The following is a 23,098-nucleotide window of genomic DNA, read 5'->3' as shown; positions in this document are numbered from 1 at the left end:
TCCGTGACAGTCGGTGAGGGCGTCTGTAGGGCACGTGATCAGACAGCATGGCAGGGTCGTCCGCCGTGGCGTGAATCACCTGATCCACTGCTCACAGTGCTCCTACCTGCCGGTAGATTCAGAGCCTCTTGAACGATCAAGTCTGAAACTTGTTCTAGATTAGCGTCCCGTCGTAGTCTCGCGGGACAGCGCAGGCAGAAGGGGGCACAGAGTGACCGCTGAGGCCCGGGAAGCGGGCGTCCGGACGGACTCCGCTGCCGACGGCGGGCGACCGCTCGACATCGCGCTCCTCACCTATAAAGGGAACCCGTTCTGCGGCGGCCAGGGCGTCTACGTACGCCACCTCTCGCGCGAGCTGGCCCGGCTCGGGCACCGCGTCGAGGTCATCGGCTCCCAGCCCTACCCCGTGCTCGACGAGGGCTACCCCCAGCTCACCCTCACCGAGCTGCCCAGCCTCGACCTGTACCGCCAGCCCGACCCCTTCCGCACCCCCGGGCGCGACGAGTACCGGGACTGGATCGACGGCCTGGAAGTCGCGACCATGTGGACCGGGGGGTTTCCCGAGCCGCTGACCTTCTCCCTGCGCGCCCGCCGCCATCTGCTCGGCCGACGCGGTCAGTTCGACGTCGTCCACGACAACCAGACGCTCGGGTACGGGCTGTTGGGCGACGTCGGTGCGCCCCTGGTGACCACCATCCACCATCCCATCACCGTCGACCGGCAGTTGGAGCTGGACGCGGCCGAGGGCTGGCGGCGGCGGTACTCGGTCCGGCGCTGGTACGCCTTCACCCGGATGCAGAAGCGCGTCGCCCGCCGGCTGCCCTCGGTCCTCACCGTCTCCGGCACCTCCCGGCAGGAGATCGTGGACCACCTCGGCGTCCGCGACGACCGTGTGCACGTGGTCCACATCGGCGCCGACACCGACCTCTTCTCGCCGAATCCGGCGATCCCCGAGGTGCCGGGCCGGATCGTCACCACCTCCAGCGCCGACGTTCCGCTCAAGGGCCTGGTGTTCCTGGTGGAGGCGCTGGCCAAGGTGCGCACCGAGCACCCGGCCGCGCACCTCGTCGTCGTCGGCAAGCGCCCCGAGGAGGGCCCGGTCGCGGCGGCGATCGAGCGCTACGGCCTCTCCGGTGCAGTCGAGTTCGTCAAGGGCATCTCCGACGCCGAACTCGTCGACCTGATCCGCTCCGCCGAGGTCGCCTGTGTGCCCTCGCTGTACGAGGGCTTCTCGCTGCCGGCCGCCGAGGCCATGGCCACCGGCACCCCGCTTCTCGCCACGACCGGCGGCGCCATCCCCGAGGTCGCCGGCCGCGACGGGCAGACCTGTCTGGCCGTTGCCCCGGGGGACGCGGGCGCGCTGGCCGCCGGGCTGGTACGGCTGCTCGGCGACCCGGACCTGCGCGCCCGGCTCGGCCGGGCCGGCCGGGAGCGGGTGCTCGCGCGCTTCACCTGGGCCCGGGCCGCCGAAGGCACGGTCGCCCACTACCGCGAGGCCATCGCCCGCAGGGGCGGCCCACGCTCCGAGCCGCACACCGAGCAGACCGAGGGCCGCGTCCCGGCCGCAACAGGCGTCTACACCGAAAGCAGGGCCACGTGCTGACCGTCGACTTCTCCCGGTTCCCGCTCGCCCCCGGCGACCGTGTCCTGGACCTCGGCTGCGGGGCCGGCCGGCACGCCTTCGAGTGCTACCGGCGCGGCGCCCAGGTCGTGGCCCTGGACCAGAACGGCGAGGAGATCCGCGAGGTCGCCAAGTGGTTCGCGGCGATGAAGGAGGCCGGGGAGGCACCGGCCGGTGCCACCGCCACCGCCATGGAGGGCGACGCGCTGGCCCTGCCCTTCCCTGACGAGTCCTTCGACGTCGTCATCATCTCCGAGGTGATGGAGCACATCCCCGACGACAAGGGGGTGCTGGCGGAGATGGTGCGGGTGCTCAGGCCGGGCGGCCGGATCGCCGTCACCGTGCCCCGCTACGGCCCCGAGAAGGTCTGCTGGGCACTGTCCGACGCCTACCACGAGGTCGAGGGCGGCCACATCCGCATCTACAAGGCCGACGAACTGACGGCGAAGGTCCGCGAGGCCGGCCTCAAGCCGTACGGCAGCCATCACGCGCACGGCCTGCACGCGCCGTACTGGTGGCTCAAGTGCGCGTTCGGCGTCGACAACGACAAGGCGCTGCCGGTGCGTGCGTACCACAAGCTGCTGGTCTGGGACATCATGAAGAAGCCGTTCGCCACCCGGATCGCCGAGCAGGCGCTGAACCCGGTCATCGGCAAGAGCTTCGTCCTCTACGCGACCAAGCCGCACCTGCCCCGGACCGAGGCCGGGGCGAACGCCGAGGTGGCCGCCAAGTGACCACTCCCCGGACAGAACACCTCGTCCTGCCCGGGGTCCTCACCGCCGAGCAGGCCGCCGCGACCGTCCGCGGCATCCTCGACGTGCAGCGGGAGGACGGCGCCATCCCGTGGTTCCGCGGGCACCACCTGGACCCCTGGGACCACACCGAGGCCGCGATGGCCCTGGACGCGGCGGGCGAGCACACGGCCGCCGAGCAGGCCTACACCTGGCTGGCCCGGCACCAGAACGAGGACGGCTCCTGGTACGCCGCCTACGCCGACGGCGCGTACGACGACGTCACCGACCGCGGTCGCGAGTCCAATTTCGTCGCCTACATAGCCGTAGGCGTCTGGCACCACTACCTGTCCACCGGCGACGACACGTTCCTGGACCGTATGTGGCCGACCGTCTACGCGGCCGTGGAGTGGGTGCTCGCCCTGCAGCGGCCCGGCGGCCAGATCGGCTGGCGGCGCGACGACGACGGTACGCCCGTCGTGGACGCCCTGCTGACCGGCAGCTCCTCCGTCCACCATGCGCTGCGCTGTGCCCTCGCCATCGCCGAACAGCGTGAAGAGGCCCAGCCGGACTGGGAGTTGGCGGCCGGTGCGCTGCGCCACGCGATCCGCCGTCACCCGGAACGCTTCCTCGACAAGGACCGTTACTCGATGGACTGGTACTACCCCGTCCTCGGCGGTGCCCTGACCGGCGAGGAGGCCAGGTCCCGCATCGACGGGTCCTGGGACCGGTTCGTCGTGCCGGGAGTCGGCGTGCGCTGTGTGGACCCCAACCCCTGGGTGACCGGCGGTGAGTCCAGTGAACTCGCCCTCGCCCTGTGGGCGGTGGGCGAGTCGGACCGCGCGCTGGAGGTGCTCCAGTCCATCCAGCACCTGCGCGATCCGGACAGCGGCCTGTACTGGACCGGCTACGTCTTCGAGGACGACGCGATCTGGCCGCGCGAGCTGACCACGTGGACGGCGGGCTCCCTGCTGCTCGCGGTGGCGGCCCTGGGGGGCCACGAGGCGACGTGCGCGGTGTTCGGGGGCGAGTACCTGCCGACGGGCCTGGATCCGGACTGCTGCGGCCCCTGACGGAGTACCCCGAGTGGCGCACCGGAGCCAACCGGGTGACCCTGCCAGGGGAAGCCAGACAACTCGGGGAGAACGTCCGGAGGACCCCGTGCCCGTACCGATACGCCGCCTCTTCGTGGCACTCACGCTCAGTACCGCCCTGCTGGCCGGGACCACGGCCTGCGGCACCGGCGAGAAGACCAGTACGAAGGACACCGCAGCGGTGCAGGCTGTCCCCGCCGCCGCCAAGCCCAGCCCGACCACGTCCGCGGAACGCCAGAAGTTCGCCAAGACCCGGTTCGTGGCCAACGCCGGTCTCGCGGCCGGCGCGACCTACCAGTGGATCGTCAAGCCCTGGAAGGCCGGCAAGTTCAAGAAGGGCGCCCACGGCCGTAAGTCGGCCCTGGCCAAGGCCGCGCTGGCCGGTGCCTTCACCTACAACCGCCTCAAGGCCGCCGAGCGCAACGCCCAGGGCGACCCGGCGCTGGCCAAGGCGCTCGCACCGCTCAGCTCGGGCATCGACGCGCTGAAGAACCTGCCGGCCAAGCTCAAGAAGGGCGACGACAGCGCCGCCGGTTCCTTCAACGACACCATCAACAAGGTCAAGGGCGCGGGCGCCGGTGCCGGTGCCCCGGTCCAGAACCAGGTTCCCTCCGCCGCCCAGCTCGCCAAGGGCAGCTGAACGGCTAGGAGTTCAGCTCCGCCAGCACTCTGAGGGTGTGCGGGTCCGGTGACACGGCCAGCAGGTCCGTCACCGGGCCCGTGCGCCACGCCTGGAGCCGCTCGGCGATACGCTCACGCGGTCCGACCAGGGAGATCTCGTCGGCGAAGGCGTCCGGCACCGCCAGCACGGCCTCTTCGCGCCGCCCCGCGAGGAACAGCTCCTGGATGCGCCGGGCCTGCTCCGCGTAGCCCATGCGGGCCATCAGGTCGGCGTGGAAGTTGCGGGCCGCGTGCCCCATCCCGCCGATGTAGAAGCCGAGCATGGCCTTGACCGGCAGCAGCCCCTCGGCCACGTCGTCGCACACCCGCACCTGGGCCAGCGGAGCGACCATGAACCCCTCGGGCAGCGCCCGCACCGCCTCCCCGTACACCTCGGGCCGGCTCGGCGCCCAGTACAGCGGGAGCCAGCCGTCGGCGATCCGGATCGTCTGCGCCACGTTGCGCGGACCCTCGGCGCCGAGCAGCACGGGCAGATCGGGCCGCAGCGGATGCGTGACGGACTTGAGCGGCCGGCCGAGCCCGGTGCCGTCCGGCCCCCGGTAGGGCAGCGGATGGAAGCGCCCGTCCACCTCGACGGGCCCCTGCCTGCGCAGCACCTGCCGTACGACGTCCACGTACTCGCGGGTCGCGGTCAGCGGTGAGTCGGGGAACGGGCGGCCGTACCAGCCCTCCACCACCTGCGGTCCGGACAGGCCCAGCCCGAGCAGCATCCGGCCGCCGGAGAGATGGTCCAGGGTGAGCGCGTGCATCGCGGTGGCGGCCGGTGTGCGGGCGGCCATCTGGGCAACGCCCGTACCCAGCCGGATCGTCGACGTGCGCGCCGCGATCCAGGTGAGCGGGGTGAAGGCGTCCGAGCCCCAGGACTCCGCCGTCCACACCGAGTCGTAGCCGAGCCGCTCCGCCGCGACGGCCAGCGGCACATGACCGGCGTCCGGACCGCGTCCCCAGTACCCGAGTGCGAGCCCGAGTCGCATACCCCACCTGCTTTCTGACGATACGTCAGATCACTGTCGGGAGGCGAGGGTACGGCAACGGCCCCCCGCCCGGAAGGGCAAGGGGGCCGTTGCCGTGGTGTGCGGGCTCAGCCGCGCTGGATGCCGGAGGTGTCCTGCAGGACACCGCGGCGGCCGTCCTGGGTCTGGGCGACCAGCGCGGCGCCGCGCTGCTCGACGGCCAGGTACCAGGTGCCCGGCGCCAGTTCGGCGATCGGGGCCGACGAGCCGTCCTCGCCGAACAGCGGACGGGTCACCGGCACGGCGAACCAGAACGGGGAGAAGTCCGCGGCGGTCGGCTGCGGTGCCGCCGGAGCGGCACCCTGCGCGGCCGGCGGCTGCTGCTGCCCGAACGGCTGCCCCGGCTGCGGCTGGGCGCCGTACGGCTGCTGCGGGGCCGGGGCGCCCGGGTAGCCGTAACCGCTGGGCGGCTGCGCGCCGTAGGGCTGCGGGGCGGCCGGCTTGGGCGCCGGGAGCAGCGCGGCCTGCAGGGCCGGGACCAGCGGGGTCGCGATGGCCGCGGCGGCCATGACCAGCGTGGCGATCAGGGCGAGGATCAGACCGGTGCCGGCGCTGAAGCCGTCGCTCGAGCTGTGGCCGATGTTGTCGACGCCGCCCGCCGGGTCGAAGATGTTCCCGAGCGCGCTCCATGCGGCGAAGACGGTGAACGCCACACCGAACTGACCGAGGTCGAGACCGACGACCTTGGGCGCCTGCGGCAGCCCGCGAGCGACGACGATCAGCGCGGCCCCGATGATGCCCGCCAGGATGACACCCAGCAACACCGGGCCGCTGCTCCAGGCGTTGGGGATCTCCGAGCTGTCGACCTGGTCGATCGAGTAGAGGCCGAGGAACGACGCGATGAACAGCACCACCGCTGCTCCGATCACCACGCCGTCGCCTCTAGTGAGGGAGCGGATATTCACTTCAGGTCCTTCGTAGGTCGTCTCTCGTCGTCGGTAGACACTACCGTCCACAAGATCCGGCCGTCCGGCCGTATCCGCCCGCCGGTCACGACTCGCGCAGGAAACTCACGATTCCGTCAGACATCCCTTGCGCGGCCTTCTGCCGCCAGGCTCCGCTGGTCAGCAGTGCCGCGTCCTTGCTATCGCGCATGTTGCCGCACTCGATGAACACCTTGGGAACTGTTGACAGATTGAGACCACCCAGGTCCGTGCGTGTGACGAGGCCGGTGCCTTTGCCGACGTAGTTGGACGGCGGCTCACCGGTGTCGCGCTGGAACTTGTCCGCGATACGGGTGCCCAGGTCGGTGGAGGGTTTGATGATCTTCCGGGTGTCGGCGGCACCGGCGTGCACGGACCCCGGCAGGATCACATGGAATCCGCGGTCGCCCTCCGCGGAGCCGTCGGCGTGGATGGAGATCGCCGCGTCGGCACGGGCGTTGTTCCCGAACCGGGCCCGCTCGTCCACGCACGGTCCCCAGGCCGGGCTGTTCCCGTCGCGCGTCATCTTCACGGTGGCGCCCTGCTTCTCCAGGAGGGTGCGCAGCCGGTGGGCGACGTCGAGGGTGAACCGGGCCTCGGTGTAACCGTCGTTGGTGGACGTACCGGTGGTGTCGCACTCCTTCTTGTTCGTCCCGATGTCGACCTGGCGGTTGATCTCGGTCGTGTGCCGGAAGTTGCCCGGGTTGTGGCCCGGGTCGATGACCACGACCTTGCCCGCGAGCGGTCCGGCGGCGCTCTGCCCCTTGGCGTCGGCGGCGGCGGAGCCGGTGGGCGAGGCGGAGTTGCCCGAGGCGCCGGAGGACGCGGCGGACGTGCGGGAGGCCGGTGCGGCGGCCGGGTGCTCCGCGCCGCCTCCACCGCCCACCGCCTCGTACACCACCCAGCCGAGCAGCGCGCCGGGCACCAGCGCGGCGATCGCCATGGTCAGGGGGCCGCGCCGGGGCCGACGCGGCTGCGGAGGCTGGAGTTCCGGTCCTGTGTACGACACGTCTGCGACTCTAACCGGGGTCTCAGATCCCCGCGCGCGTTCGCCGCAGGACACGGAGCGAACCGGTGACGGAGACCTCCTCGAACGCCCCGGACGCAAGGGCGCGCAGGTACACACGGTACGGCGCCTGCCCGGTGAACTCGTCCTCCGGATGGGGGAAGACGTCGTGGATCACCAGCAGACCGCCCTCGGCCACCTGCGGTGCCCAGCCCTCGTAGTCGGCGCCGGCGTGCTCGTCGGTGTGACCGCCGTCGACGAAGACGAGGCCGAGCGGGGAGTTCCAGAGCGCGGCGATCTGCGGGGAGCGCCCGACGAGCGCGATCACGTGCTCCTCGAGTCCCGCCCCGAACAGCGTGCGGCGGAACGTCGGCAGCGTGTCCATCAGCCCGGTTACGGGGTCCACGGTCTCGGGGTCGTGGTACTCCCAGCCGGGCTGCTGCTCCTCGCTGCCGCGGTGGTGGTCGACGGTCACCGCGCTGACCCCGGCGGCACGGGCCGCGTCGGCGAGCAGCACGGTGGACCGCCCGCAGTACGTCCCGACCTCCAGCAACGGCAGTCCCAGCCGCCCGGCCTCCACCGCGGCCGCGTACAACGCCAGCCCCTCGTCCACGGGCATGAACCCCTTGGCAGCCTCGAACGCGGCCAGGATCTCGGGCTTGGGGGTGGTGGCGGACATGGGGGCCTTCCGGTTCGTACGACGCTTCCGGCCGCCCATGCTGCCGCACCCCCGGCCACCGATGTGACAGGGGGTGCGTGAAGAAGAGGCGCGGGGAACCGCGCGGGAAACCACGACGACGGGAGGCCGCAAACCCAACGGCCCCCCGAGGCCTCAGGCGCTCACGACCTCTCCGGGCAACGAGAGATCCAGATCGACAGCCCGCTCCTCACCGGAATGCGTGGCGGAAGAGGCGAGCGGCCCATGGCCGGAGGCCATCGCGGCCAGCACATAGGCCCCCTCGGCCGGCACGGCCAGCGCGTACGCGCCGTCCTCGCCGGAGACGGTCGCGCCCGCCTGCCGCCCCCGCCGGTCGATCAGCGTGACCTTGGCCCGGGCGACCGGAACGCCGGTGGCGTCCAGGACCCGGCCGCGGAAGCCGCGCAGCACCTCCTCGGCCTGCTCCAGGACGGCGTCCTCCTCGCTGCTGGCCCGCAACTGCGTGTGCTGCGGCTGCTGCTGAGCCGGGCGTGCGGCCTTGGGCAGGAACAGCGCGAGCAGCAGACCCACCGCGACGGCCGCCGTGGCGATCAGGAACGAGACCCGGAAGCCGTGCATGGTCGGGATGGCGACACCGCCCGCCTTGTTCGCGGTGTTGGCCAGCACCATGCCGATGACGGCGCTCGACACCGACGTGCCGATGGAACGCATCAGCGTGTTCAGACCGTTGGCCGCGCCGGTCTCCGAGGCGGGGACCGCGCCGACGATCAGCGCGGGCAGCGAGGAGTAGGCGAGGCCGATGCCGGCGCCGAGGATCACGGACGTGACGATGGTCTGCCACGCCGCGTGCATCAGGCCGAGGCCGCCGCCGTAGCCGATCGCGATGATCAGCAGGCCGGTGATCAGGGTGACCTTGGGGCCGAAGCGGGCGGACAGGCGGGCGTAGACCGGGGCGGTGAACATCATCGTCAGGCCCAGCGGAGCCACGCACAGACCCGCGACGACCATGGACTGGCCGAGGCCGTAGCCGGTGGCCTTCGGCAGCTGGAGCAGCTGGGGCAGGACCAGCGAGACGACGTAGAACGCGACGCCGACCATGATCGACGCGAGGTTGGTGAAGAGCACGGCGGGGCGTGCGGTGGTGCGCAGGTCGACCAGGGGTGCCTGGATCCGCAGCTCGAACAGGCCCCACAGGAGGAGGACGACGACGGACGCGGCGAACAGGCCGAGCGTGGTGCCGGAGGACCAGCCCCAGTCGCTGCCCTTGGTGATCGGCAGCAGGAGCAGCACCAGGCCGGCGGACAGGCCGATCGCGCCCAGGACGTCGAAGGAGCCCGCGGCGCGCATCGGGGACTCGGGCACGGCGAGCAGGGTGAGGACGATGGCGAGCGCGCCGAGACCGGCGGCGCCGTAGAACAGGGCGTGCCAGTTGGTGTGCTGCGCGACCAGGGCGGCGGCGGGCAGGGCGAGGCCGCCGCCCACGCCTATGGAGGAACTCATCAGGGCCATGGCCGAGCCGAGCTTCTCGCGGGGGAGCATGTCGCGCATGAGGCCGATGCCCAGCGGGATCGCGCCCATGGCGAAGCCCTGCAGGGTACGGCCGACGATCATGGTGAGCAGCTGGCTGGTGAGTGCGCTGACCAGGGCGCCCACCACCATGACGGCGAGGCTGAGGATCAGCATCCGCCGCTTGCCGTACAGGTCACCGAGGCGGCCCATGATCGGGGTGGCGACGGCGCCTGACAGCAGGGTCGAGGTCAGTACCCAGGTGGCGTTGCTGGGGGCGGTGCTCAGCAGCTGCGGCAGGTCCTTGATGACCGGCACGAGCAGGGTCTGCATCACCGCGACCACGATGCCCGCGAAGGCGAGCACCGGGACCACGGCCCCGCCTGCCTGCCGCGCCGGCTGGTCGGTCGTCGTGTGGGTCATTGAGTGAGGCCTCCCGTGGACATAAGTGCTCGGTAAACCTCGTATGCACAGGCAACTATTCCGTTGCTTCGGGCTTCTAATCAAACCTGGTGAATCCTTGACCGGTTCATGGGTTTCTGGCTCGGCGTCAGGAAATCGGCATACGCGCCGCCGGGGGCTGGTGTGTTGATGGAACACGTTCTAATCTGACGCGCCATGAAGGCCTTTGTCGCCGGGGTCGGGATGACCAGGTTCGAGAAGCCCGAGACCCGTTCATGGCAGTACTGGGACATGGTGCGGGAAGCGGGCGAGGCGGCCCTCGTGGACGCCGGGATCGCCTACACCGATGTGGAACAGGTTCCCATCGGCTACTGCTTCCAGCCCTCCACCGCCGGCCAGCGGGCCGTGTACGAGCTGGGGCTCACCGGCATCCCCGTCTACAACGTCAACAACAACTGCGCGACCGGCTCGACCGCCCTGATGCTGGCCCGGCAGCTCGTCGAGGGCGGTGCGGCCGACTGTGTCCTGGCGCTGGGCTTCGAGAGGATGAAGAAGGGCGCGCTGGGCGGGGGAGCCGACGGGGGTGACTTCTCGACGTCCCCGGTGGCCCGGCACTACGGCATCATGGCCGCTCGCCACGGCTTCGAGCAGGCCCCGCCGACCGCTCAGATCTTCGGCGCCGCGGCCCGCGAGCACATGGAGCGCCACGGCACCACCGAGGCCCAGCTCGCCGCCGTCGCCGCCAAGAACCACCGGCACTCCGCGCACAATCCCTACGCCCAGTTCCGGGACGTGTACGAGGTGTCCGACATCCTGTCCGCCCGGATGGTGCACCGGCCGCTGACCAAGCTCCAGTGCTCGCCCACCTCGGACGGCGCGGCGGCGGCCGTGGTGGTCTCCGAGCGGTTCGCCGGGGAGCGCGGGCTCACCGGGCTCGTCGAGATCGCCGGGCAGGCCATGGCCACGGACACGGAGGAGTCCTTCGCCTCCGGCTCCTGCATCGACGTCGTCGGGCAGCCCATGTCCCGCGCGGCGGCCCGGCAGGCGTACGAGCGCTCCGGGCTCGGCATCGAGGACGTCGACGTGGTCGAGCTGCACGACTGCTTCTCGGTCAACGAGCTGCTGACGTACGAGGCGCTCGGCATGTGCACACCGGGGGAGTCCGGGAAGCTGGTCGAGTCCGGCGCGACGACCTACGGCGGCCGGTGGGTGGTGAACCCGTCCGGCGGGCTGATCTCCAAGGGGCATCCGCTCGGCGCGACCGGCCTCGCGCAGGCCGCCGAACTGGTCTGGCAGCTGCGTGGCGAGGCGGGGGAGCGGCAGGTGCCCGGGGCGCGGGTGGGGCTCGCGCACAACATCGGGCTGGGCGGTGCGGCCGTGGTGACGCTGCTGCGCGGGGCGTAGCGGCCGGGGCGCGGAAAGAATCTCTTCCCGGGGACGGGCAACGGTCCGGGCGGCTCGTGGACTCTTTTTGATGTCTAGGAGGTGCCCATGGGGGACGGGAAGAAGGTTCGGAACGAGGAGTTCCAGAGCTTCATGGTCGGCCGCTGGCCGCGGCTGATGCGTACGGCATTTCTCCTTACGGGGGAGCAGCATGCCGCCGAGGACCTGGTCCAGTCGACGCTCGAGCAGGTCTATGTGTCCTGGCGCCGGGTCGGTGCGGCGGACGATCCGGAGGCCTATGTGCGGCGGGTGATGATCAACGCGCATGCCCGCAAACACCGAAGAAGGCTCAAGGAGTTCCTGGCTCCCAAGGACGACTCCGGACTGGTGCACGAGGTGCCCGACACGGGGGACCGGATCGCGCAGGCCGACGACCGCAGCGCCCTGCTCAAGGCACTCGCCCAACTGCCCGTGCGGCAGCGGGAGGCGGTGGTCCTGCGCTACTGGGAGGACCTGACGGAGACCCAGGCGGCGGAGGCGATGGGCTGCTCGGTCGGCACGGTGAAGAGCAACGCGGCCAAGGGGATCGCGAAACTGCGGGCCATACCGGGACTGGCGGAGACGGTGATGTACGGGGGGCGGAAATAGATGAGTGCGGATCGGGACAACCACGGAACGGCCGAGATGACACAGACGGACATCGCCCTCCTTCTCGCGGATGCCGCGGACGAGGTGGAGATCGGCATAGCCCCGGTCCAGGCGGTCATCCGCGGCGGCCGGCGCCGCAGAGCCCGCCGCTGGGCGGTGGCCGCGGCCACCGCCCTGGTACTGGCGGGGTCGACGGGGGCGACGCTCGCGGTCACCGGGCTGCCGGGCGGCCAGGACGGGGACAGGGCCTCGGTGGTGGCCACCCGTCCCCGGCATGTGTACGACCCGCAGACCACGGAGCTGGCCCACGGCACGGACCACCACGGCAGGAGCTGGCGCGTCGTCGTCTCGGTCTGGGACGCGCCGCGCGACGACACGGAGGCGGCCGGACAGCTGGCCGCGATGAGGAGGTACGGCATCGACTCCCGCGCGCTGCCCGACCGCGGGGACGTGGTCGGCAAGTCCTCGCACTACGCAAGCCTGTACTCCGGCGACGACAACCCCAGAGCGGTCATGTTCAACACGGCCGCCGAGTGGGATCCCCTGTCCGGCACGGATCTGCTGTCGGCGGCGTTCTCCGTGGACCCGGCGCGGTCCGACGGTCCCGCGAGCCTGGTGGTGGGCACGGTCGCCAGGTCCGTCCGGCAGGTCAAGTGCGGCTGGCAGGACGGCACCATGAGCCTGGTCCGGCCGAGACCGGCGGCCGGTTCCCCGGTCGACTGGTTCGTGTGCGAGGCCCCCAAGGGGACGGCCTATGCGACGGCGGAGGTGGTCCAGTAGCCCACGGAGATCACGGAAGCCATGGAAGCCATTGACGTCAGGGAAGCCATGGACGTCATCGAGGTCACCTGATCCACATGGCTCACAGCCACCCCTGCTGCCGGGCCTCCCGTACCGCCTCCGCCCGGTTCCGGGTGCCCGTCTTGCCGATCGCCGAGGACAGATAGTTACGGACGGTGGACTCGGACAGGTGCAGCCGGCCGGCGACGTCGGCGACCGTCGCCCCGTCCGCCGACGCCGTCAGTACCTCGCACTCGCGGGCCGTCAGCGGATTCGGCCCGGCGCCGAGCGCGGCGGCGGCCAGCGCCGGATCGACCACGGTCTCACCGGTGAGCACACGCCGGATCGCCGAGGCCAGTTCCTCCACGGGCCCGTCCTTGACAAGGAACCCGGCCGCTCCGGCCTCCATGGCCCGGCGCAGATAGCCGGGCCGGCCGAAGGTGGTCAGGATGAGCACCCGGCAGTCGGGCGCCTGCTCGCGCAGCTCGGCCGCCGCGTCCAGCCCGCTGGCGCCCGGCAGTTCGATGTCCAGCAGGGCCACGTCGGGCCGGTGCAGCAGTGCCGCCTCGACGATCGTGTCACCCCGGGAGACCTGGGCGACGACCTCGATGTCGTCCTCCATGCCGAGCAGCAGCGCGAGGGCCCCGCGCATCATCCCCTGGTCCTCGGCGAGCAGAACCCGAATGCACTTGGCAGGCCTGCTGCCCCGGGGCATCTCGTTCATGGGCTCAGCCTACGGCCGCCGAGCGGAGCGCCACCGGACCGAGCAACCGCCGGTTGGCCCGGGGGATTTACGGACATGGTCCGGCTGATGCCTGAAGAGACGGGTTTCTTCCGGTCGTCGGGCACGGCGCTGACGGTCGGCACCTAAAGAAATCACATTTTCCGGTGCGGCGGGGGTTGACGGTCTCGGGTGCCGCCCAAAACAATCGCCCCTGCATTTCAAGGAATCCCCGGTAATTCAGCAGTCGAATGGGTTCGGTATTTCGATCGAACGACGTTCGGGATATCGGACACTGCTGGACGCCACACGAACCCGCACTGCCCTACGACGAACCCGAGGTGCATCGTGCTCCTGAGTTCCCCCCACGTCCGTCCCCGGCGCTCGAGAAGCGCCGTCCTGTCCGTGCTCGCCGTCTGTGCCACCCTCGCCGCGCTGCTGCTCGGCACCGGTGCGCCCCAGGCGGCCGCGGCGAGTTCGCTGCCCTGTGACGTCTACGCCGCCGCGGGCACCCCCTGCGTCGCCGCGCACAGCCTGGTCCGGGCGCTGTACTCCTCGTACAACGGCTCGCTGTACCAGGTGCGGCGGGCCTCGGACGGTGCCACGAAGGACATCGGGCTGCTCGCGGCCGGCGGATACGCCGACGCGGCTGCCCAGGACTCCTTCTGCTCCGGCACGACCTGCGTCATCACCAGGATCTACGACCAGTCCTCCCGTCACAACGACCTGACGATCGAGGGCGCGGGCGGGGCCGGCGCCGCCGATGTGGGGGCGCCCGCGGACGCGCTGCCGGTGACCGCCGGCGGCCACCGGGTCTACGGCCTGGAGATCTCCGCCGGCATGGGCTACCGGAACGACTCCACCTCGGGCGTCGCCACCAACGGCGCCGCCGAGGGGATGTACATGGTGACCTCCGGCACCCACGTCAACGGCTCCTGCTGCTTCGACTACGGCAACGCCGAGACCAACAACAAGGACACCGGCAACGGGCACATGGACGCCATCAACTTCGGCACCGAGTGCTGGTTCTCGCCCTGCTACGGCTCCGGCCCCTGGGTGCAGGCCGACCTGGAGAACGGGCTGTTCCAGTCCGACTCCGGATACAGCAAGAACTCCTCCAACACCGGTACGGGCGCGCTGCCGTTCGTGACCGCGCTGCTCAAGAACAACGGGCAGGACCATTTCGCGCTGAAACACGGGAATGCCCAATCCGGCGGACTGACGACCACCTATTCCGGTGGTGAGCCGACCGCCGGGGGCTACTCGCCGATGCACCAGGAGGGCGCCATCGTCCTCGGCACCGGTGGGGACAACAGCAACGGCTCCATCGGCTCCTTCTTCGAGGGCGTGATGACCTCCGGCATCCCGACCGACGCCGCCGACAACGCCGTCCAGGCCGACATCGTCTCCGTCGGCTACGGCGGCTCGACCGGCAGCACCGGCACGCTGAGCGCGGGCTCGGAGATCTCGCTGCGCGCGACCACCTCCTGCTGCACCGGCGACTACGTGCGCCACCAGAACAACGCGGGCGTCCTGTCCGCCATCACCTCGAGCAGCTCGTCCCTCGACAAGAACGACGCCACCTGGATCGTCCGCCAGGGCCTTGCCGACAGCTCCTGCGTCTCCTTCGAGTCGCGCAACTACCCCGGCGACTACCTGCGCCACTTCGACTACAAGCTCTACCGGCAGCCGATGGACGGCACCGCCCTGTTCCGGGCCGACGCCACCTTCTGCCCGCAGACCGGCAAGAGCGGCACCGGTACCTCGTTCGCGTCGTACAACTACCCGACGAGATACCTGCGCCACTACGACTACAACCTCTACATAGCGAGCGACGGCGGGTCCGCCGACTTCGACAGCAGTACGTCGTGGACCGACGACGTCAGCTGGGTGGTCAGCTCGCCCTGGGCGCCGTAGTCACCGGGTCCTTCGCGAACTGCGCCGACTCCACCGGGAGTTCGGCGGTGACCGTGAAGCCGCCGCGCGGCGACGGGCCGGCCGTGAGCGAGCCGCCCGCCGCCGCGAGGCGCTCGGTCAGCCCCTTCAGCCCCGTACCGCCGATGCCCTGCTGGGGCCGGCCGGCCGGCTTGCCGGTTCCGTTGTCGGTGACGGTGAGCCGGGCCTGCTCGGCGCCGCTCTCGACCGTGATCTCGCAGCGGCTCGCGTCACTGTGCCGGACCACGTTGGTGACCGCCTCGCGCACCACCCAGCCGAGCAGCGCCTCGGTCTGCGGGGTGAGCGGGCGGCCGGACTGCCGTACCACCGGCTCCAGGCTCGCCGCGGACAGTGCCGAGCGGGCCCGGGTCAGTTCGGTGGCGAGGCTGCCCTCCCGGTAACCGGTCACCGCCTCGCGGATCTCGGTGAGCGCCTGCCGCCCCACCGACTCGATGTCCGCGATCTGGCCCAGCGCCGCGTCCATGTTCCGCGGGGCCAGCCGCCGGGCCGCCTCCGACTTCACCACGATCACGGACAGCGTGTGCCCGAGCAGGTCGTGCAGATCCCGCGAGAACCGCAGCCGTTCCTTCTCCACCGCGCGCCGGGCCAGCTCCTCGCGCGCGGCCCGCAGCTCCCGTACCGCCTCGGACAGGCCGAGGATGGCGGCGGTCACCATGCTGGACAGGAACGTGGCATAGCCGATGTTCGTCGCATCGCCCCAGCCGCCGCGGACGGCGGAGACGGCTGCCGCGTACACGGTCAGCAGCAGACCTGTCCGGCCCAGCCACGGCCCGCGCAGCGAGGCGCCCACGGCGAGGCCCAGCAGCGGGAAGAACATCAGCCAGTTGCCGCCGTAGCCGAGGGCCAGGCCCGTGGTCAGCAGGCCCATGAGCAGCAGCGCCACCCGGGTGGAGACAGCCTCGCGCTTCTCCCGCTCGAAGGCCCGGAACGTGACGTAGATGTACAGGGAGTTGAAGGCGAGCAGGCCCAGGCCGCCGATCCAGGGGTTCGGGGTCCGGCCCTGCAGCAGGTTGGAGAAGGCCCCCATCCCCATCAGCAGCCAGGGCAGCAGCGCGAAGCCGGTCGGCGGCGGGCCCGGATGGTCGACGTCCGGGTGCTCGCCCCGGTCACGGGCGGCCCGCTGCGCGGCCTTGAAACGCTCGTGCTCCGCCTTCCACTCCGTCCGCGCCGCCTGCCAGGCCCGCGCCTGGCACCGGACTTTCCGTATCCACGCCATATCCGTGTTCCCCCGATCACATGGTCTTCGCCCCACGGCGGTGCGACAGCGCAGCGTGCGAGCCGAACAGTCTCGGCCACACCGTCAGCACGATGATCGCACCCGCACCGAGGGCGCGCCCGTCCATCACGGCCGCGACCGGCCGGGGCGACCCGGTGCGCGAGTGTCATGCCTGCAACGCTACGGATCCGGCGTCGCCCCGGACAGATGCGTATGTACGGACTCGGGCAGTACAAATGTCACCGACCGCGGCTCCTGACACCTCGTCAGGAGCCTTCACAACTGCGGAGCGCTCGGCTATACAGAGGGCGCCGGATTGGAACGCGTTCTAGATCCGCCCGTGGACGACCTCGGTGCGGCCGACGGTGCGGACGACCGCGCCGGGGTCTTGAACCGCCAGTGTCAGGAGCCGTATGCCCATCGACGCAGCAAAGGCCCTCGCGGCCGAACCCCGTACCGGTGAGATCTCCTGGACCACCAAGGACGTCCAGCTCTATCACCTCGGCATCGGGGCGGGTGCCAACCCCGACAGGCACAGCCCCGCCACCGACCCCGACGAACTGCGCTACACCCTGGAGTCACGGCTGCACGTCCTGCCGAGCTTCGCCACCGTCGCGGGCTCCGGCGCACCCGGAGTGATCAGCGGGCTGTCCATGCCCGGTGTGGAGGTCGAACTCGCCAAGGTCCTGCACGGCGGGCAGACGCTGGACATCCACCGCCCGCTCCCGGTCGAGGGCACTGCGACCGCGACCAACCGGCTCGCCGCCGTCTACGACAAGGGCAAGGCCGCCATCCTGGTCCTGCGCACCGAGGTCACCGACGCCGACGGCCCGCTGTGGACCAACGACGCCCGGATCTTCGTACGCGGGGAAGGCGGCTGGGGCGGCGACCGCGGCCCCTCCGACCGCCTCGCCGCGCCCGTCGGCGAACCCGACAGGACGGTCGAGCGCCCGGTCCGCGAGGACCAGGCCCTCCTCTACCGCCTGTCCGGTGACTGGAACCCGCTGCACGCCGACCCCGACTTCGCCCAGCGCGCCGGCTTCGACGGGCCGATCCTGCACGGGCTGTGCACCTACGGCATCACGCTCAAGGCGGTCGTGGACACGCTGCTCGGCGGGGACGTGAGCCGGGTGCGGTCCTACGCCACCCGGTTCGCCGGGGTCGTGTTCCCCGGGGAGACCCTGCGCATCCGTATGTGGCAGGGGGAGGGGAGCGTCCGGGTGGGTGTGAGCGCCGTCGAGCGGGAGGACGCGCCGGTCCTCGCCGACACCGTCGTCCGTCACTCCTGAGACGCACGTCCGACCAGCACCTCCGAGAGGCCTGTGAGGGGAGAGCCGCACCATGCGCGCAGCCGTACTGCACGAGATCGGCCAGGAAAAGCTCGAGGTCCACGACGACATGGAGGCCGTGGGCTTGGGTCCCGGCAAGGTCAGGGTCCGGGTGCGTGCCACCGGGCTGTGCCACTCCGACCTGTCCGCGATGAGCGGGGTGCTGCCGCAGCCCGCGCCGTTCGTGCCGGGACACGAGGGCGCCGGAGAGATCCTCGAAGTCGGTGAGAACGTCGGGCACGTGAAGCCGGGCGACCGGGTCGTGATCTGCTGGCTGCCCGCCTGTGGTGCCTGTCCGGCCTGCAAGCGCGGCCAGACCCAGCTGTGCCTGGCCGGTTTCATGAACGCCGGCACCCCGAACTTCAAGCGCTCGAACGGTGACGTCTTCGGCTTCGCGGGCACCGGCACCTTCGCCGAGGAGGTCGTGGTCGACGCGGGCTGTGCCGTGCCCATTCCCGAGGACGTGCCCTTCGACGTGGCCGCCCTGATCGGCTGCGGGGTGACCACCGGACTGGGCGCCGCCCTCAACACCGCCGATGTGGCGGCCGGTTCGTCCGTCGCCGTCATCGGCTGCGGAGGCGTCGGCATCTCGGCGGTCCAGGGCGCACGCCTGAAGGGCGCCGCGGAGATCGTCGCCGTCGACCCGGTCGCCTCCCGCCGAGAGTCCGCGCTGAGGTTCGGCGCCACGAGGGCTGTCGCGCCCGACGAACTGGCCGACGCCAAGCAGCAGGTCACCGGCGGCGAGGGCTTCGACTACGTCTTCGAGGTCGTCGGCAGGTCCGCCACCGCCCGCACCGCCTACGAGAACACCCGGCGCGGCGGCACCCTCGTCGTGGTCGGCGCGGGTGCCATGGACGACTTCCTCCAGCTGAACATGTTCGAGCTGTTCTTCGACGAGAAGCGCATCCTGCCGTCCATGTACGGCGGCGGGGACGTGCTGCGTTCCTACGAGCGCGCGATCGCCCTGTGGCGGGCCGGCCGCATCGACCTGGCGGGCCTGATCACCCACCGGGTGCCGCTGGCGGAGATCAACGAGGCACTGGACCAGATGCGTACCGGGACCGCCCTGCGTACGTGCATCGAGATCTGAGGACGCGGCGTATGTCACTGCCACTGGAGGGGATGGCGGCGATCGTCACCGGCGCCGGACGCGGGCTGGGCCGGGCCGAGGCACTCGAACTCGCCCGGCTCGGCTCGGCCGTCGTCGTCAACGACTACGGCCGAGCCGGACGCGACGGCTCCGGCGAGGCCTCGGCGGGCCCCGCACAGGACGTCGCCGCCGAGATCCGCGCACAGGGCGGCCGGGCGGTCGCCCACACCGGGGACGTCGCCGACTTCGCACAGGCCCGCGAGCTGGTCGAGCTGGCGGTCGCCGAGTACGGCAAGCTCGACATCCTCGTCAACAACGCGGGCATCCTGCGCGACCGCATGGTCTTCTCGATGACCGAGGACGAGTGGGACTCGGTGATCCGGGTCCACCTCAAGGGCCACTTCAACACCACTCACTTCGCCGCCGCGCACTGGCGGGAGCGGTCCAAGGCGGCCGGGGGAGAGAAGGTCTACGGGCGGATCGTGAACACCTCCTCGGAGGCGTTCCTCGCCGGTTCCGCGGGCCAGCCCAACTACGCCGCAGCGAAAGGCGGAATCGTCGGCCTGACCACCTCCAGCGCCCTCGCCCTCGCCCGGTACGGCGTCACGGCCAACGCGATCTGCCCGCGCGCCCGAACCCGGATGACCGAGGACGTCTTCGCGGGCTTCGCCGCTCCGGACGAGGGCCTGGACCCACTGGCGCCCGAGCATGTCGCCCCGCTCGTCGGCTACTTGGCCGCACCGGCCGCCGCCCGGATCACCGGCCAGCTCCTCGTCGTCCACGGCGGCATGGTCGCCGTCGTCGAACGGCCGCGGGTGCAGGCGAAGTTCGACAGCAAGCAGGAGACGTTCAGCTACGACGAACTCGACGCGCTGCTCACCCCGCACTACGCGGACCGGCCGCCGGGGGAGACCTTCGCGGCGGCGGAGGTGCTGGGTCTCAAGCGGGGCTGAGGCGGCGAAGAAGGCGGAAAGAGCAGGAAGAAGGCGAAAAAAGAGGGGGTGCCCGGTCGGGCACCCCCTCTTCGCTACGACCGTCAGGCAGCTGCCTCGGTGGTCTCCGTGGCCGGCTTGCGGTGCCGCCCGTGGGCAGCCGACTCACTGTCCTGGGCCGCGACCGGGCCCCGGTGCCGGCCGTGACCGGCCGCCTCCTGAGAGCCGGCAGACAGCTGCTCGGTGGTGCTGGTGTCGCTCATCGGAAGAATTCACCCCGTCAACATGATCTTTCGTACAGCCCGGCGAGTGTAACCGGCACACCACAGGCCGAATCCAGGCGCACACGCCAACCGGCACTAGTTCGTTACAAGACGACCCAGCGGTGCTTGCTGCAACGGCACAGGACGTGCCACCACAGGTTCCGGAGGATCCGGTTCCGTCGGCTGCCGTGACGCCTCGGGCGCCCCGGCGGCCGTGCCGTCCCGGACCGGATCCCCCGGACCCGCGTCCCCCCGCGCTGCGGCGATGCCGCTTGCCGCAGCCGTCTCCCCCCTGGGTGCCGTCAGCTCCGCCACGCCGCACGGAGTCTCCTGCGTGGCGTAGGGCAGCCGCAGCACCCCGTCCCGCGTCCACCGCCCGGCGCCGGCCAGCCACCCCCCGGGCGCCGGAAGGTGGCTCACCCGCCGCCCGTCCGGCCGCCAGATGCCCACCCAGCTGCCGAACGGCCCGTCGACGCGCAGCGCCACCGCGCAGCTCTCCGGCATCAGCATCTGCCCCGGCTGGATCGCGAACGGAGTCACCGGGCAGTCGGGCACCCGCAGGCTCTCCGGGAAGCGCACCGGCAGGGTGCTGCCGAGCACCCCCCAGCCCAATCGTTCCTGCCCGGGAGAGGGCGCGTCGGAGGAGATGAGCAGCAGCCCGCTGTCGGGGTCCGCGAGCAGCAGCCGGTCGTCGCTCTCGGCCGTGATCTGGAGCAGGGGCGAGACCTCGGCGCGCGCCAGGTCCACCACGACCGTCTTGACCGGCCCGCCCTGCTCCCGGTCCAGCGCCAGCATCCGCCCGGCGCGGTCCAGCCACACCCCGCCCGCGCACTGCCCCGGCACCTCGGCGAGCCGCTCCGGGCCGAAGGCGCCCCCCGCCACCAGCCAGACGGTGCTGGAGCGCGGGCCGACGGCGAGGGCGTACGCCTGCGTACCTCCCGGCGCGGGCGGCAGCAGGGTGAGCCGGCTGCCGGGCTCGGGGCACTCCACCGCTCCCAGCGGCAGCTCACCGGTGCCGGGCCCGGTCGGATACAGCAGCGAAAAGGCGTGCCGACGCTCGATCAGCCGGTGGATCAGTACCCGGCCGTCGGCCAGGGGCTGCACCTCGGTACCGGGCTCCTCCGGCTGGTTGCCGGGCAGCGGCACCGCGTACGGCTCCGGACCGTCGAGGGTCCAGCGCTCCGGGAACCAGCAGTCGCCGTCCAGCGCGAGCCGGGCGGCGTACGCCCCGTCCGCCGTGAGGGCGCAGACCGTCCCCGCCTTCCCGTCCGCACCGTTCGTGGACGGGGGCTCGATCGCACAGGCCGTCATCGTTCGGTCACCTCCGGCGACGAAATTAGTTTTCGCACGCACAGACGTGGGACCGACCGATGTCCACTTCACACATACGGGTGGCGCAGAAGCGATTCACCTGAGGAAACCGGGACGTTTGTGCTGAGCGGGACAAGACCATGCGGATGCGGTACGGCCCCGCCGAACAGCCAGGTAGCCTTTTCCCGTGCCCCGTCTGTCTGAAGTCATCGCCGCGCTGGAGAGCCTGTGGCCCGCCGAGCGGGCCGAGTCCTGGGACGCGGTCGGCACGGTGGCGGGCGACCCCGACCAGGAGGTCACCCGCGTCCTGTTCGCCGTCGATCCCGTGCGGGAGATCGTCGAGGAGGCGGTGAAGCTCGGCGCCGACCTGCTGGTCACCCACCACCCGCTCTACCTGCGCGGGACGACGACAGTGGCGGCGACCCACTTCAAGGGCCGCGTCGTGCACACGCTGATCAAGAACGACATCGCCCTGCACGTCGCCCACACCAACGCCGACACGGCGGACCCGGGCGTCTCGGACGCGCTGGCGGGCGCGCTCGACCTGAGGGTCGTCCGCCCCCTGGTCCCGGACCCCACCGACCCGACGGGCCGCCGGGGTCTCGGCCGGATCTGCGAGCTGGACCACCCGCTGACCGTGCGCGAGCTGGCCGCCCGGGCCGCCGAGCGGCTGCCCGCCACCGCGCAGGGCATCCGCGTCGCCGGCGACCTCGAGGCCGTCGTCCGTACGGTCGCCGTCAGCGGCGGTTCCGGCGACAGCCTCTTCGACCAGGTCCGCGCCGCGGGCGTCGACGCCTTCCTCACCGCCGACCTGCGCCACCACCCGGCCAGCGAGGCCGTCGCGCACAGCCCTCTCGCGCTGCTCGACGCGGCGCACTGGGCCACCGAGTGGCCCTGGTGCGAGCTGGCCGCGAGCCAGCTCGACGAGATCTCCGACCGCCACGGCTGGGACCTGCGCGTCCACGTCTCCAAGACGGTCACCGACCCCTGGACCGCCCACGCGGCGTCCACCCCTTCCAGTAGCTAACAGGAGCCCCCAACTGAACGCCGCGCCCGCCGACCAGATCCGACTCCTCGACGTCCAGGCCCTCGACGTCCGCCTCCAGCAGCTCGCGCACAGGCGGAAGTCGCTGCCCGAGCACGCCGAGATCGACACGCTGAACAAGGACCTCACGCAGCTGCGCGACCTGCTGGTGGCCGCGCAGACCGAGGAGAGCGACACCGCCCGCGAGCAGACCAAGGCCGAGCAGGACGTGGACCAGGTGCGCCAGCGCGCCGCCCGCGACCAGCAGCGCCTGGACTCCGGCGCGGTCACCTCGCCGAAGGACCTGGAGAACCTGCAGAAGGAGATCGTCTCCCTCGCCAAGCGCCAGGGCGACCTGGAGGACGTGGTCCTCGAGGTGATGGAGCGCCGCGAGGCCACGCAGGAGCGGGTGGGCGAGCTGACCGAGCGGGTCGCGTCCGTGCAGTCGAAGATCGACGACGCGACCGGGCGCCGGGACACGGCCTTCGAGGAGATCGACGGCGAGGCCGCGACGGTGACGAAGGAGCGCGAGGTCGTGGCCGCGTCCGTCCCGGCGGACCTGCTGGCGCTCTACGAGAAGCTGCGCGAGCAGCAGGGCGGCATCGGCGCGGCCAAGCTGTACGCCCGCACCTGCCAGGGCTGCCGCCAGGAGCTGGCGATCACCGAGCTGAACGAGATCCGTACGGCGGCCCCGGACACCGTCGTGCGGTGCGAGAACTGCCGTCGCATCCTGGTGCGTACGGCCGAGTCGGGTCTGTAGTCCTCTTCAGACCTCTGTAGACCTCTGTAGACCTCTGTAGACCTCTGTGGA

22 protein-coding genes are annotated in these 23,098 nt (G+C 71.4%); 13 read left to right on the top strand and 9 right to left on the bottom strand.

The genetic code is table 11. The features are described from left to right. Nucleotides 1-211 precede the first annotated feature (211 nt). From GQF42_RS14595 to GQF42_RS14580, 4 genes are all read left to right on the top strand, one after another. A complete protein-coding gene (locus GQF42_RS14595) occupies nucleotides 212-1,603 on the top strand; it encodes a glycosyltransferase family 4 protein (RefSeq protein ID WP_158920058.1) in 1,392 nt (463 codons plus the stop codon). Further along, entirely contained in the window at nucleotides 1,597-2,355 is a 759-nt protein-coding gene (locus tag GQF42_RS14590) for a class I SAM-dependent methyltransferase (RefSeq protein WP_158920057.1), read from the top strand. Before GQF42_RS14595 ends, GQF42_RS14590 begins: the two co-directional genes overlap by 7 nt. Beyond that, nucleotides 2,352-3,425 (top strand): glucosidase family protein, encoded by a 1,074-nt coding sequence (locus tag GQF42_RS14585; RefSeq protein ID WP_158920056.1) that lies wholly within the window; start codon nucleotides 2,352-2,354, stop codon nucleotides 3,423-3,425. The genes GQF42_RS14590 and GQF42_RS14585 overlap by 4 nt, the downstream gene beginning before the upstream one ends. Before the next feature lie 88 nt (nucleotides 3,426-3,513). Then, on the top strand, nucleotides 3,514-4,086 hold the full coding sequence (locus GQF42_RS14580; protein WP_158920055.1) for a hypothetical protein: 573 nt from the start codon (nucleotides 3,514-3,516) through the stop codon (nucleotides 4,084-4,086). 4 nt (nucleotides 4,087-4,090) lie between these two features. On the opposite strand, the gene GQF42_RS14575 is transcribed toward GQF42_RS14580, so the two are convergent. The 5 genes from GQF42_RS14575 to GQF42_RS14555 all read right to left on the bottom strand — a co-directional run bounded on the left by GQF42_RS14575 (nucleotide 4,091) and on the right by GQF42_RS14555 (nucleotide 9,656). Next, nucleotides 4,091-5,101, bottom strand: coding sequence for an LLM class F420-dependent oxidoreductase (locus GQF42_RS14575; RefSeq protein ID WP_158920054.1), 1,011 nt, complete (start codon nucleotides 5,099-5,101; stop codon nucleotides 4,091-4,093). A gap of 107 nt (nucleotides 5,102-5,208) precedes the next feature. Beyond that, nucleotides 5,209-6,045, bottom strand: coding sequence for a DUF5336 domain-containing protein (locus GQF42_RS14570; RefSeq protein WP_158920053.1), 837 nt, complete (start codon nucleotides 6,043-6,045; stop codon nucleotides 5,209-5,211). Between the two features lie 85 nt (nucleotides 6,046-6,130). After that, nucleotides 6,131-7,072, bottom strand: a complete 942-nt coding sequence (locus tag GQF42_RS14565; protein ID WP_199272684.1) for an N-acetylmuramoyl-L-alanine amidase — start codon at nucleotides 7,070-7,072, stop codon at nucleotides 6,131-6,133. A 22-nt stretch (nucleotides 7,073-7,094) separates the two neighbouring features. Beyond that, nucleotides 7,095-7,748: a class I SAM-dependent methyltransferase gene (locus tag GQF42_RS14560; protein ID WP_199272683.1), complete on the bottom strand. Its 654-nt coding sequence runs from the start codon at nucleotides 7,746-7,748 to the stop codon at nucleotides 7,095-7,097. Nucleotides 7,749-7,901: 153 nt separating this feature from the next. Continuing rightward, nucleotides 7,902-9,656 carry an MFS transporter gene (locus GQF42_RS14555; protein ID WP_158920051.1) on the bottom strand — a complete coding sequence of 585 codons (1,755 nt, stop codon included), beginning with the start codon at nucleotides 9,654-9,656 and terminating at the stop codon, nucleotides 7,902-7,904. Nucleotides 9,657-9,851: 195 nt separating this feature from the next. On the opposite strand from GQF42_RS14555, the gene GQF42_RS14550 reads away from it, so the two are divergent. From GQF42_RS14550 to GQF42_RS14540, 3 genes are all read left to right on the top strand, one after another. Then, nucleotides 9,852-11,039 carry a lipid-transfer protein gene (locus tag GQF42_RS14550; protein ID WP_158920050.1) on the top strand — a complete coding sequence of 396 codons (1,188 nt, stop codon included), beginning with the start codon at nucleotides 9,852-9,854 and terminating at the stop codon, nucleotides 11,037-11,039. Between the two features lie 87 nt (nucleotides 11,040-11,126). Next, on the top strand, nucleotides 11,127-11,666 hold the full coding sequence (locus tag GQF42_RS14545; protein WP_158920049.1) for a SigE family RNA polymerase sigma factor: 540 nt from the start codon (nucleotides 11,127-11,129) through the stop codon (nucleotides 11,664-11,666). Nucleotides 11,667-11,702: 36 nt separating this feature from the next. Next, nucleotides 11,703-12,446, top strand: a complete 744-nt coding sequence (locus GQF42_RS14540) for a hypothetical protein (protein WP_233273349.1) — start codon at nucleotides 11,703-11,705, stop codon at nucleotides 12,444-12,446. A gap of 82 nt (nucleotides 12,447-12,528) precedes the next feature. Here GQF42_RS14540 and GQF42_RS14535 read toward each other — a convergent pair whose 3' ends face one another. Then, on the bottom strand, nucleotides 12,529-13,170 hold the full coding sequence (locus tag GQF42_RS14535) for a response regulator (RefSeq protein ID WP_407699493.1): 642 nt from the start codon (nucleotides 13,168-13,170) through the stop codon (nucleotides 12,529-12,531). A gap of 345 nt (nucleotides 13,171-13,515) precedes the next feature. Here GQF42_RS14535 and GQF42_RS14530 point away from each other — a divergent pair, with 345 nt between their 5' ends. After that, a complete protein-coding gene (locus tag GQF42_RS14530) occupies nucleotides 13,516-15,084 on the top strand; it encodes an alpha-L-arabinofuranosidase B (RefSeq protein WP_158920047.1) in 1,569 nt (522 codons plus the stop codon). Here GQF42_RS14530 and GQF42_RS14525 read toward each other — a convergent pair. Continuing rightward, nucleotides 15,062-16,339, bottom strand: coding sequence for a sensor histidine kinase (locus GQF42_RS14525; protein ID WP_158920046.1), 1,278 nt, complete (start codon nucleotides 16,337-16,339; stop codon nucleotides 15,062-15,064). The two genes, GQF42_RS14530 and GQF42_RS14525, sit on opposite strands and share 23 nt — an antisense overlap. Nucleotides 16,340-16,752: 413 nt before the next feature. Here GQF42_RS14525 and GQF42_RS14520 point away from each other — a divergent pair, with 413 nt between their 5' ends. Genes GQF42_RS14520 through GQF42_RS14510 form a run of 3 tightly spaced genes read left to right on the top strand, consistent with a single transcriptional unit; the run spans nucleotide 16,753 to nucleotide 19,710 of the window. Next, on the top strand, nucleotides 16,753-17,628 hold the full coding sequence (locus tag GQF42_RS14520) for a MaoC/PaaZ C-terminal domain-containing protein (protein ID WP_158920045.1): 876 nt from the start codon (nucleotides 16,753-16,755) through the stop codon (nucleotides 17,626-17,628). Nucleotides 17,629-17,680: 52 nt separating this feature from the next. After that, nucleotides 17,681-18,757 carry a Zn-dependent alcohol dehydrogenase gene (locus GQF42_RS14515; RefSeq protein WP_158920044.1) on the top strand — a complete coding sequence of 359 codons (1,077 nt, stop codon included), beginning with the start codon at nucleotides 17,681-17,683 and terminating at the stop codon, nucleotides 18,755-18,757. Nucleotides 18,758-18,768: 11 nt separating this feature from the next. Beyond that, the gene (locus tag GQF42_RS14510) at nucleotides 18,769-19,710 is read left to right on the top strand and encodes a 3-oxoacyl-ACP reductase (protein WP_158920043.1); all 942 of its coding nucleotides are present in this window, start codon (nucleotides 18,769-18,771) and stop codon (nucleotides 19,708-19,710) included. Nucleotides 19,711-19,793: 83 nt separating this feature from the next. Here the strand turns inward: GQF42_RS14510 and GQF42_RS44925 are convergent, their stop codons facing one another. Both GQF42_RS44925 and GQF42_RS14505 read right to left on the bottom strand, forming a co-directional pair. Further along, complete coding sequence (locus GQF42_RS44925; RefSeq protein WP_199272682.1) at nucleotides 19,794-19,952, bottom strand: hypothetical protein; 159 nt, start codon at nucleotides 19,950-19,952, stop codon at nucleotides 19,794-19,796. Between the two features lie 96 nt (nucleotides 19,953-20,048). Further along, a complete protein-coding gene (locus GQF42_RS14505) occupies nucleotides 20,049-21,263 on the bottom strand; it encodes a hypothetical protein (protein WP_158920042.1) in 1,215 nt (404 codons plus the stop codon). A gap of 187 nt (nucleotides 21,264-21,450) precedes the next feature. Between GQF42_RS14505 and GQF42_RS14500 the strand changes: the two genes are divergently transcribed. Next, the gene (locus GQF42_RS14500; RefSeq protein WP_158920041.1) at nucleotides 21,451-22,290 is read left to right on the top strand and encodes a Nif3-like dinuclear metal center hexameric protein; all 840 of its coding nucleotides are present in this window, start codon (nucleotides 21,451-21,453) and stop codon (nucleotides 22,288-22,290) included. Nucleotides 22,291-22,303: 13 nt separating this feature from the next. Next, entirely contained in the window at nucleotides 22,304-23,047 is a 744-nt protein-coding gene (locus GQF42_RS14495; RefSeq protein WP_158930146.1) for a zinc ribbon domain-containing protein, read from the top strand. Nucleotides 23,048-23,098: the final 51 nt, after the last annotated feature.

Source organism: Streptomyces broussonetiae (genome assembly GCF_009796285.1).
Lineage (GTDB): Bacteria > Actinomycetota > Actinomycetes > Streptomycetales > Streptomycetaceae > Streptomyces > Streptomyces broussonetiae.
The sequence above is the reverse complement of the archived record's forward strand: the minus strand, read 5'-3'. Positions and strand labels throughout refer to the sequence as shown.